This is a genomic window from Nocardia asiatica NBRC 100129 (genome assembly GCF_000308415.1).
Lineage (GTDB): Bacteria > Actinomycetota > Actinomycetes > Mycobacteriales > Mycobacteriaceae > Nocardia > Nocardia asiatica.
Window position 1 is genome coordinate 1 of the sequence record NZ_BAFS01000005.1, and the last position, 9,932, is coordinate 9,932.

A 9,932-nucleotide genomic window follows, 5' to 3' on the forward strand; every position below is an offset into this window, starting at 1 on the left:
CCGCTCGTCCCTGCGCACCCGTTCCCGTGCGTTCGCTTCGACCGAATCACGTTCGGATGCATTCGATTTGGTCATGAGGGTTCCTAGCTGTGCGTGACCGGCGGTCCGCCGAGGACCTCGATCAGGGCGGTGGTCGCCGGCTCGAGCAGCGCCCGAGCGGTGGTGGCGGCCTTCTGTGGCCGGCCCGCGGCGATGGCGGCGGCCAGTTCGCGGTATGCCTCGACGTTGCCCACCTCGGCGGACATGATCGGGGCCAGCGCCGCGAGCGCCGGTTCATAGGCGGCGCGCAACATGTTGAACATCAGCCGGAAGACGATCGAGTCGGCCGCGTCCACGACGTGATCCCAGAACTCCATCGCGTGCCGCTGCTGGGCGATCGGATCCTCGGCCAGGTCGAGCGCTTCGACCGAGGCTGCCAGGAGGGGCCGGACCTCGTCGGAGCCGATCACGCCGATCCGGCGCGCGGCCAATTCCGCCACCTTCGGCCCGTTGTGCAGCCGGGCCTCCAGAATGCTGCGCGCGACCGCGGGGTCCAGTTCCCCCGCCTGCACCAGCAACCTGGGCAGCACCTCGAGCCCCGCGCCGCGCCGGTAATCCAGGACGGTCGTCGCGTCTCCTTGGCGCACGGACACCAGCCCAGCCGCGGCCAGCCGCTGTAGCGCCTCCCGCACCGCGGGCCGAGAAACCCCCAGCGCCTCCGCCAACTGCCGCTCGCTGGGCAAGGTCGCCCCCGGCGCCAGCTCGCCGCTGAGCACGTCCGCGGCGATCTGCTCGAACACGTCCGCCGACACCGACCGCTTGACCACAGGTTGCAAAGCCATGCGATTACTGTGCGCCTTGTTGGTCAGGAGGTCAAGTGGTCAGACCAATATCTCATAATTCGGTGGCCCGCGTACGACCGTCCGCGCTAGCATCTCTGCGTTTCGATCGGCTGTGGACGCTAAGGAGGTGGGGCGGGATGACCGCGCCGAAGACCGCCGTCACTCACGACGCCCAGACTGTCCAGTTGTCCCGGGTCCTGGTCTGATTTCTCTTTCCGGCGTTCGTGTTGCGAGCCATCCGGCTCGCGTGACGGTGGTGCCGTGTCCGCTACCGACCATCAGAACACGGAGAATCCGAGTTGAGTTCCACCATCGCTTGGCGCGTGCGCGCCGAAACCGATGCCGATATCCCCGCGATCCACGAGATCAACCGCGCGGCCTTCGACCGAGCCGAGGAGGCCGATCTGGTCGACGCGCTGCGCGACGACCCCGCATGGATCGACGGCCTGTCCATCGTCAGCACGTTGCCGGACGGCACGCCGGTCGGCTTCGCGCTGCTGACTCGCTGCCACGTCGACAGCACACCGGCCCTGTGCCTCGGCCCCTGCGCGGTGCTGCCCGATTACCAGCGGACCGGCGCGGGCGCCGCCGCGATCCGGGCCGGGCTCGCGGCGGCGGCGCGGATGGGCGAGCTGTTCGTCATCGTGCTCGGGCATCCGACGTACTACCCGCGCTTCGGCTTCGGCCGGGCATCCGAGCACGGTATCGGCCTGAGTATCGAGGTGCCGGACGAGGCGTTGATGGCGTTGACGCTCGACCCTGCCCACCCGCTGCCACACGGCACGGTCCGTTACGCCACGCCGTTCGGTATCGACTAGCGGGTACCGGTCAGCCCAACGGCTGACCGGTACCGGCGGTGGGACGGCTCGAAACCCGTTCCACCGCCGGTGTCGAGCAGCAAAGTGCTGATAATGCGCGAGTACCTGAGTTTCCCGGCTTGGGGCCGTGACCGGACGAGGACGTCACTACCACGACATCGATGTCGGACCCAGGCGGCAGTGGACTGTCGCCGGGGACTCCGACCGTCGAGCCGGCATAGTGAGCGCTGTGGAACCATGGCGTGCCTTCGGCGTGCCCCGACACCCAATCTACCGCCGCTGCCCGCGCTTCGCTGATCAGCACAGTCTGTTCCATCGGCTCAGCGCAGCAGGTCCAGGGCATTCCAGTCGTCGACGGCAGCCACGCAGCGTTCCAGGATGGGCAATCGGGCGGGCCATCCTCCGCCGCGCTCCAGGCCGATGACGTGCAGCGCGAGCGGCGTGCACAGATTCCACAAGAACCCGGCACGCAACTCGATGGTCCACTGCTCGGTATCCGCCCGGCCGGCGCCGAGTTCGGCGAGGCGCTCGTGGTATGCGCGAAGCAGATCGGCTTCGATCGCCCGCCGGGTATCGGTCGTCAAGCTGGTGGCGAGAAAACGTGCCACGTCGAGCATTCCGGACGCGTGCTGCAGAAATTGGAAGTCGATCAAGGTACAGCGGTGCGCACCGAAGTGGATATTTTGACTATGGAAGTCGCCGTGCGCGATGGTCCGGTGTGCCGGCGCGAGCAGGTCGGCCAATTGGTCGAATTTGTCCACCACGAGAGCGGGTGCCTGCCCTAGCGTTTGCGGCCAATCACCCTGGTAGCTGCGCAGCCAGCGTCGGCAGAATCGCCCGACTCGCGAATCCGCCGGTGGCAGCGCCCAGTTCAGTTCCGCGGGCAATTCGCGACGCCACCACCACGCGTGCACGCCGGCCAGCGCCGTCATCGCCCGAAAGGCGAGATCAGCTGAGCAGCCTTCGATCTGACGGACGAAGCCTTCGTCGCCGAGATCCTCCATGACGACCCAGGGGGCCGGGTCGACGCCGTATGCCAGCACCGTGGGCACATCGAACGGAGCGGGATTCGCCTGGTGATACCGATAGAAGCCGAGTTCTACCATCGCGAGGTCGCGGCTTTCGGCGAATCGGTCCGTTGCTTCCTTGTAGATCAGCGACGCGGGGCCGGAACTGCCCGGTGGGTCGTAAGTGACCAGGACACGTTGCACCGCGCCGACCAGCCCGGACCCTGCGAGGCCGCGTACCGCTACCTGAGCGACATGCTCGGCTGTGGGCAGACAGCCGGAGAAACGCAGTGTCGCCTCGAGTTCGTGTGGGTCCATGATTGCTGGCATAGCTGCGACTTCGCCGGTCAAGTAAGGTCCTGAGGTCGGTGGAGTGGGCGCGGAACGGATGATCACTTTCCTGCTCGGGCTGCACGCGACGGGTCGCAGGTGGGAACAATCGCCGGTCGTCGCCTGATCGGTCCTCACGTGGGATCCGAACCGCGCACAGCGGACAGCCAGATACACCCGCCGGCCGCGACTGTGAAAGCGGCGAAAAAGGTGGCGAGTCCTCCGCCGTCGAGATAGATCCATAGGAGGGCCGCGATCGGGGCAGCGACGGCCGACTGGGCGTCGAGCAGTAGCCGGCGACGGAGCCGGACGGCCTTCGCGGTTTTGACGGATGCATCAGGGTCAGGACGGCTTGGATTGTCGACCAGGCGGCCGGGGGGCTCGGCATCGCGGAGACGGCCAGAAGGATAGAGGCGACGTCCGGAGACGTGCACGGTGCGGCCGGTCAGTTCGGCGTCGGTTTCGGTGAGAGTGGGGAGCGCCGGGTCGAAGTAGACCGGAAGCCATCGTGGACCGTTGGCGCTGTCGATCTGCAGCCATGATCGGCTGACGAGGCGATGTTGCTGGCGGACGCGGGTGACTCGGGCCGTGCGCACGGCGCCCGAACTCCCGAACCCGAGCAGCCCGAACGCGACCGCGAGCCGGTAGGCCGTGTATCCGACGACTCCGAGGGCTACGGCCGCGATCCCCGCCACCTGATCCAGCGTGCCGAACGGCGCCCACGCGGCACAGACCGCGAGGGCGCCGATCGTCACCGTGAGCGGATAGGCCAGCGGGCCCGTTCCGGCTTTCACTTCAGGAAGCCGACCTTGGTGTAGTCCGGCGTGGCGAGACCGAACGCGCCATAGTTCGCCAGGTCGGTTCGGGCGGCGTAGGTGCCCGCCGCCTGGTGCAGCGGGATGGAGTAACCCTCCTCGAAGATCATCCGATCGCACTCGTTGGCCAGCTCGATGGCCTTCTGCGGGTCGAGTTCGGAGAGGGTTCGCTCGATCAGCGCATTGAGTTCCGGGGTGCCGATGCGTGCCTTGTTGCCTTGCAGATTGGCGGGGTCGTAGTAGTAGATCTGCCGGAGCGCGCCGAGCGGAAGGACCGAACCGACCCAGCTGAACTGGGCCAGGTCGAAGTTGCCCGGATCGATGACATTGGTGAACAGGCCGGTGCCGGGTACGGTCTGGATGATCAGCTTCACGCCGATCCGGGCGAGGTTCTGCTGCACGATCTGGGCGGTCTGCACCCACTGGTCCTGCTGGTACATCACATCGCGCAGTTCGAGCTTCCGGCCGTCTTTCTCGCGGACGTCGCCGTTGAGTTTCCAGCCGAGTGCGTCCAGCATGCGCGCCGCCTCGTCCGGGTCGTAGGCGATGGGCGCCGCATTGTCCTGATAGCCCTTCTGCCCCGCGACGAAGATGTGATTGTCCAGCGGCTTGGGATCCTCGACGATGCCGTTCTGCGCGGCGGTGACCAATCCTTGCCGGTCGATCGCCTTCGAGATGGCGATGCGAAGCTGTGGATCGGCGAGCAGAGATCCGGGTGCGCCGTTGAACGTGATGTGCGACCACGTCGGCTCCGGCGTGCGCCGGATGACCACGTCCTTGGCGTTGCGCGCTCCGCTGACGTTCTCGATGCCGGACATGTAGGCGATGTCGAGTTCGTTGTTCTGGATCGCGGGCAGCCACGCCGCATAATCCAGCACACTGAACGTGACGGAGTCCAGCTTCGGCGTATCACCCCACCACCGAGGGTTGCGCCCGAGCACGATGCGATTCTGGCTGCGATCGATGGCGGCGACCACGAAGGGACCCGCACTGAGCGGCAAGTTGTTCTTCGCCGCGTTGGTGAAGGCGTCGGGGGTCGCGGTGACCGACTTCGGGTACAGCGGGTTGAACAGTCCTTGCCATTCGCTGTACGGCTGATCGAAGGTCACCACCGCCTGCCGGTCGTCGGCGCCGCGCTCCACCTTGCCGACCCGTTCGAAACCGCCGGTGCCGGAGACGAGGTACGCGTTGTCCCTGCCGCTCAAAGCATTCGCCTGGGACCGCAGATCCTCCCAGGTGATCGGGGAGCCGTCGGACCATACGGCCTTCGGATTGATGGTGTAGACCACCTGCTGGGGGCTGGTGCCGGTCAGCTGGATATCGGTGAAGAAGTCGTGGTCGATGCTCAGCTGACCTGCCGCATCGCTGACGAAGGAGACGGGCATCGTCGCTTCGATGATGTCGGCGACGGTTTTCGTCCCGCCGTCGACGTGCAGATAATTGAAGCTCTCCGGGAAATTGGAAAGGGCCAGCCGCAGGTTGCCGCCGTCGCGCAGTTCGCTCGGGTCTCTGGGGTTGACGTCGTTGGTGCTGCCGACGGTACTGGTGCCGGGGACCACACCGCTGTCGCCCCCACATCCTGTGACGGTCAGCCCCACGACGACCAGCGACAGTGCCAGCCGGGCACACGCCGAGTGAATCCGCATGGTGGTCCTTCCTGCTCGTTGCGTCCGGCGGACCGGCCTACTTCACGAAGCCTGCCAGGAGATAGTTGGGCGAAGCCAGCCCGAAGGCGCCGTAGTTGGCCACCTCCGCACGGACGGCCACGTTGCCGGCCGATTGCGCGACAGGTACCGAGTGGACCAGCTCGAAGATCATCCGATCGGCCTTGTTCGCCAGCTCGATCGCCCGCTCGGGGTCGAGTTCCGAGATGGTCTGCTCGATCAGATCGTTCAGCTCGGGTGATCCGATCCGTCCCTTGTTGCTCAGCGTGTTCGCCGGGTCGTACGCGTAGATCTGAGGCAGCGCGCCGAGCGGGAAAATGCTGCGCTGCCAGCTGAACTGCGCGATGTCGAAGTTGCCGGGATCGATGACCTCGGTGAACAGGCCGTTGCCCGGGTACGTCTCGATCACCAGCTTGACCCCCACCCGCGCCAGATTCTGCTGCATGATCTGAGCCATCTGCACCCAGGTGTCCTGCTGGAACATCACATCCCGGATTACCAGTTGACGCCCGTCCTTCTCGCGGACGTCTCCGTTGAGTTTCCACCCGAGTTCGTCCAGCATGCGCGCCGCCTCGTCCGGGGCATAGGCGATCACCGCGGAGTTGTCCTGGTAGCCCTTTTGTCCGTTGAGGTAGATGTGGTTGTTCAGTGGTACGGGATTCTCCACGATCCCGTTCTGCATCGCGGTGACGATGCCCTGCCGGTCGATGGCCTTCGCGATCGCGACGCGCAGGCGGGGATCCGCGAGAATCGACCCCGGCGCGCCGTTGAACGTGATGTGCGAGTTGTACGGGCGCGAGGCGCGGCGCACGATGATGCCAGGCGAGTTGGTCGCGGACTTGACCTCCTCGATGCCCGAGATGTCGATGGCGTCGAGTTCATTGTTCTGCAGTGCGTTGAGGCGGGCCGAGTAGTCGAGCACGCTGTAGGTGACCGTCTCCAGTTTCGGCGTGTCACCCCACCATTTCGGATTGCGGCTGAGCACGATTCGTTGCTGTGCCCGGTCGACGGAGGTGATCACGAACGGCCCGGCCGACTTGGTGAGACCGTTGCGGTCGCGCTCGTTGAACGCCTGCGGCGTCTCGGTCGACTCCTTCGGATACAGCTGACTGAACAGGCCGCGCCACTCCGCGTAGTGCTGGGCGAAAGTGACGACCGCCTGGCGGTCGTCGGCGCCGCGCTCCACGGTGGCCACCCGGCTGTAGCCCTGCGTCGCGGCGACTCGGTACTCCGTATTGCGGCCGCTCAGCGCCTCCGCCTGGGAGCGCAGATCTTCCCAGGTGATCGGACTGCCGTCGGACCACACCGCTTTCGGGTTGATGGTGTAGACGATTCGCTGCGGGTTCGTTTCCGTCAGCGCGATGTCGGTGAAGAAATTGTGGTCGATCGACAGTTCACCCGCGGCATCGGACGTGATCGGCCCGGGGAGGGTCCAGTCGACCACTTCGGCGAGGTCGCCATCGGTGTCGACGTGGTGGGAGTTGAACGTCGCGGGGAAAGCGGTGATAGCGAGACGGAGGTTACCGCCGTCGCGCAGTTCGCTCGGATCGCGTGGATTGATGTCGTTGGTCGAGCCGATCGCGTTGGACCCCGACTTGACCTCGTTACCGCCCGACCCGCAGCCGACCAGCAGAGCGAGCGCCGTGCCCACGGTCAAAGCCCGAACCAGCACGGTTCGCGCCTGCCGCCGGTGGTTCGAGATCAGCTGTAGTGGTCTCATTTCACGAATCCGATCTTGGTGTAGTCGTACGACGCGAGCCCAGGGGAGCCGAAGTTGGCGATATCCGCGCGGACGCCGAAGTTTCCTTCGTATTGGGTCAGCGGTAGCGAGTGGCCTTCTTCGAATACCGCGCGATCCACCTGGTTGGCCAGTTCGATGGCCTTCGCCGGGTCCAGCTCCGAGAGGGTGCGGTCGATCAGGGCGTTCAGTTCCGGCGAGCCGATCCGGCCGAAATTCCCCTGCAGGTCGTCGGGGTGGTAGGCGTAGATCTGCGGCATGCTGCTGAGCGGGAAAGCGTCGCCGGAGAAGATGAACTGGGCGGCGTCGAAGTCACCGGGCTGGATGACGTCGGTGAAGAAGCCCGCGCCCGGCCGGGTGTCGATCTGCAGCCCCACCCCGACGGCGGCCAGGTTCTGCTGGATGATCTGCGCGATCTGCACCCAGGTGGGGTCGTTGTACATGACGTCGCGAATGACCAGCTTGCGCCCGTCCTTCTCGCGGACGTCGCCGTTGAGCTTCCAGCCCAGATCGTCCAGTTCCTTCGCGGCGGCCGCCGGATCGTAGCCGAGGCTGTTGTCGCGATAGCCCTCCTGACCTTGCAGGAAGATGTGGTTGTTCAGCGGCTTCGGGTGCTCCACCAATCCGTTCTGGGTGGCGGTGGCGATGCCCTGCCGGTCGATCGCCTTGGAGATGGCCACGCGCAATTTCGGGTCGGCGAGGATGGAGCCTGGAGCGCCGTTGAACGTGATGTGCCGCCAGCGATTGCCCGGCGCCCGGCGCACGACCAGCCCCGCGGTGTTGCGGACGGTCTTGACGTCGTCGATCGTGCTCAGCCGCACCGCGTCGAGTTCGTTGTTCTGCAGTGCGCCCACCCAGGCCGCGCGGTCGAGCACGCTGTAGGTGATGGTGTCCAGTTTCGGGCGCTCACCCCACCACTTCGGGTTGCGCGCCAGCACGATGCGCCCCTGCGCCCGGTCGGTCGACTCGACCATGAAGGGCCCCGCCGTCGGACCCATGTTGTCGACCAGACTGTGGTTGAACGCCTCCGGGTCCGCGGTCACCGACTTCGGGAACAGCGCCATGTTCCCGGCGAACTGCCCCCGCCATTCCGCGTAGTGCTGTTTGAACGTGATGACGGCCTGCCGGTCGTCCACGCCGCGCTCGACCTTCTCGACCCGGTCGAACCCGTTCGAGATGGCGATCAGGAAACGCTTGTCCGCGCCGCTGAGCGCATTGGCCTGCGAGCGGAGGTCCTCCCAGGTGACGGGGGTTCCGTCGGACCACACGGCTTTCGGATTGATCGTGTAGGTGACCTGTTGCGGATCGGTGCTGGTCAGCTGGACGTCGGTGAAGTAGTCGGTGTTCACCGTGAGCTGCCCCGCCGCGTCGGTGTCGAAGGCGCGCGGCAGCAATGGCCGCTCGATGTCGCCGATCTCGCCGTCGTTCCCGTCGTTGGACAGCGTGTTCCAGTTCGCCGGGAACGACGTGGTGGCCAGGCGCAGGTTGCCGCCCTCGCGAATCTCCTCCGGGCTTTTCGGGTTGATGTCGCTGGTGGTGCCGAGCGCGTCGGACAGACCGGTCGCCGACTCGCCGCTGTCGGCGCCGCACCCCGCGACGACCAGTCCGAGTGCGACGACGGGAACCGCCCAGCGCGCCGAGCGTCGCCGGGTGCAGCCTCGGGTGGACCGGATTCGCATCGTGTTCCTTCCCTACCGATTCACGGCCGGCATCGGCACGGCGTCGATGAGCGCCCGCGTGTATTCGTGCGTCGGCGCCGCGAAGATCTGCTCGGCAGAGCCGTATTCCACGATTTTGCCCCGATACATCACCGCGATGTCGTGGGCCAGGTTGCGCACCACCGACAAATCGTGCGAGACGAACAGGTAGGACAGCCCGCGCTCGGTCTGCAGATCGCGCAGCAGGTTCAGCACACCCGCCTGGATCGAGACGTCCAGCGAGGAGACCGGTTCGTCGAGCACCAGCAGTTCCGGGTCCAGCGCGAGCGCGCGAGCGATGCTGATGCGCTGCTTCTGGCCGCCGGAGAAGTCGGCCGGGTAGCGGTCGGCGTGTTCGGGACGCAGCCCGACCTGCGCGAGCAGCTCCGGTACGCGGCGGGCGATCTCGGCCTTCGGGCGTCCGTCGATGCGCAACGGCTCGGCCAGCGCGTCGAAGACCGGCAGGCGCGGGTCCAGCGAGGCGGTGGGGTCCTGGAAGACGATCTGCATCTTCCGGCGGATCTCCCGCTTGCGCGCCTTGCTCAGCGCGGCGACGTCGCTGCCCATGATCTCGATGGCGCCCGCCTGCGGGGTGACCAGGTCGAGTATCTGGGTGAGCGTGGTGGACTTGCCGGAGCCGGACTCGCCGACCAGTGCCAAGGTACGCCCGCGGCGCACCTCGAAACTGATGCCGTCGACCGCCCTGACCTCGCCTTTGCGGCGGCGCAGCAGCACGCCCGAGGTGATCGGGAACACCTTCACCAGATCCGAGACCCGCAGCACCACATCCGGTTCCACCTCGGCCTCGGCCTCCGGCTCGGATATCTCGCTGCGATAGGCCTCGAACAGCGCGTTCGTGCCGATCTCGGCGGTCCGGATACAGGCGGCGGCGTGTCCCGGTTCGATCGGCTCCAGCGGGGGTTCCGCGGCGGCGCACTCCTCGATCGAGACCGGGCAGCGCGGCGCGAACGAGCATCCCGGCGGCAGCGCGTGCATGGCGGGCGGCGCGCCGACGATCGGGATCAGCGGACGCCGGGGCGGG

The 9,932-nt window shown here is 66.6% G+C and carries 8 protein-coding genes; 1 reads left to right on the forward strand and 7 read right to left on the reverse strand.

The window, feature by feature from the left end:
- Positions 1–83: 83 nt before the first annotated feature.
- Positions 84–821 (reverse strand): FadR/GntR family transcriptional regulator, encoded by a 738-nt coding sequence (locus ON27_RS00790; protein WP_043717815.1) that lies wholly within the window; start codon positions 819–821, stop codon positions 84–86.
- 299 nt (positions 822–1,120) lie between these two features.
- On the opposite strand from ON27_RS00790, the gene ON27_RS00795 reads away from it, so the two are divergent.
- Entirely contained in the window at positions 1,121–1,639 is a 519-nt protein-coding gene (locus ON27_RS00795; protein WP_043717819.1) for a GNAT family N-acetyltransferase, read from the forward strand.
- A 320-nt stretch (positions 1,640–1,959) separates the two neighbouring features.
- Here ON27_RS00795 and ON27_RS41010 read toward each other — a convergent pair whose 3' ends face one another.
- The 6 genes from ON27_RS41010 to ON27_RS00825 form a co-directional block, all read right to left on the reverse strand.
- Positions 1,960–2,964 carry a phosphotransferase gene (locus ON27_RS41010; protein WP_157227055.1) on the reverse strand — a complete coding sequence of 335 codons (1,005 nt, stop codon included), beginning with the start codon at positions 2,962–2,964 and terminating at the stop codon, positions 1,960–1,962.
- A gap of 146 nt (positions 2,965–3,110) precedes the next feature.
- Positions 3,111–3,770 carry a hypothetical protein gene (locus tag ON27_RS00805; protein WP_245559728.1) on the reverse strand — a complete coding sequence of 220 codons (660 nt, stop codon included), beginning with the start codon at positions 3,768–3,770 and terminating at the stop codon, positions 3,111–3,113.
- Positions 3,767–5,437, reverse strand: a complete 1,671-nt coding sequence (locus tag ON27_RS00810) for an ABC transporter family substrate-binding protein (protein WP_043717822.1) — start codon at positions 5,435–5,437, stop codon at positions 3,767–3,769. Before ON27_RS00810 ends, ON27_RS00805 begins: the two co-directional genes overlap by 4 nt.
- Positions 5,438–5,474: 37 nt before the next feature.
- The gene (locus tag ON27_RS00815; RefSeq protein WP_043717825.1) at positions 5,475–7,175 is read right to left on the reverse strand and encodes an ABC transporter family substrate-binding protein; all 1,701 of its coding nucleotides are present in this window, start codon (positions 7,173–7,175) and stop codon (positions 5,475–5,477) included.
- On the reverse strand, positions 7,172–8,872 hold the full coding sequence (locus ON27_RS00820; protein ID WP_043717827.1) for an ABC transporter family substrate-binding protein: 1,701 nt from the start codon (positions 8,870–8,872) through the stop codon (positions 7,172–7,174). Before ON27_RS00820 ends, ON27_RS00815 begins: the two co-directional genes overlap by 4 nt.
- A 12-nt stretch (positions 8,873–8,884) precedes the next feature.
- On the reverse strand, positions 8,885–9,932 hold a 1,048-nt coding region (locus tag ON27_RS00825), incomplete at its 5' end, for an oligopeptide/dipeptide ABC transporter ATP-binding protein (RefSeq protein WP_043717835.1).

Coding starts and splice junctions, on each gene's coding strand:
- ON27_RS00790 (WP_043717815.1), bottom strand. CDS start 821: ATGGCTTTGCAACCTGTGGTCAAGCGGTCGGTGTCGGCGGACGTGTTC.
- ON27_RS41010 (WP_157227055.1), bottom strand. CDS start 2,964: ATGGACCCACACGAACTCGAGGCGACACTGCGTTTCTCCGGCTGTCTG.
- ON27_RS00810 (WP_043717822.1), bottom strand. CDS start 5,437: ATGCGGATTCACTCGGCGTGTGCCCGGCTGGCACTGTCGCTGGTCGTC.
- ON27_RS00815 (WP_043717825.1), bottom strand. CDS start 7,175: ATGAGACCACTACAGCTGATCTCGAACCACCGGCGGCAGGCGCGAACC.
- ON27_RS00820 (WP_043717827.1), bottom strand. CDS start 8,872: ATGCGAATCCGGTCCACCCGAGGCTGCACCCGGCGACGCTCGGCGCGC.